The sequence below is a fragment of the Amycolatopsis decaplanina DSM 44594 genome (genome assembly GCF_000342005.1).
Lineage (GTDB): Bacteria > Actinomycetota > Actinomycetes > Mycobacteriales > Pseudonocardiaceae > Amycolatopsis > Amycolatopsis decaplanina.
Genome location: NZ_AOHO01000056.1, coordinates 1 through 333, shown reverse-complemented (window position 1 = coordinate 333; position 333 = coordinate 1). Strand labels below are relative to the sequence as shown.

The window sequence follows — 333 nt, the reverse complement described above, 5'->3', positions numbered from 1 at the left end:
CGAGCTGGGTGTCTGCGTCGCGTTCGAACAGCGCGCCGGAGTTGCGGACGGGGTGTTCGCGGATGTCGAGCTGGCGGAAGCCGTGGCGGAGCCAGTAGTTGTGCAGGCCGGTGTTGGTGCGCCAGCAGTCGAGGCGGAGCCAGCGGGCGCCGGTGTCGGCGGCGCGTTGTGCGCACCAGTCGAGCAGGACTTCGCCGAGGCCGTAGCCGCGGCGGTCGCTGCGGAGAATGAATTTGTACAGGTAGAGCGCGGGTTGGGCGGCTTCGGCTGGGGTCCAGAAGGCAGGGTCGGCGCCGGCGAGCGCGAAGCAGGCGACAATGTCCGCGGCCTGGG

At 70.6% G+C, this 333-nt stretch carries 1 protein-coding gene; it reads right to left on the bottom strand.

What is annotated here, in order from left to right:
• Window positions 1-333, bottom strand: a 333-nt coding sequence (locus H074_RS19300; protein ID WP_007031729.1) for a GNAT family N-acetyltransferase, incomplete at both ends; no start/stop codon positions are given.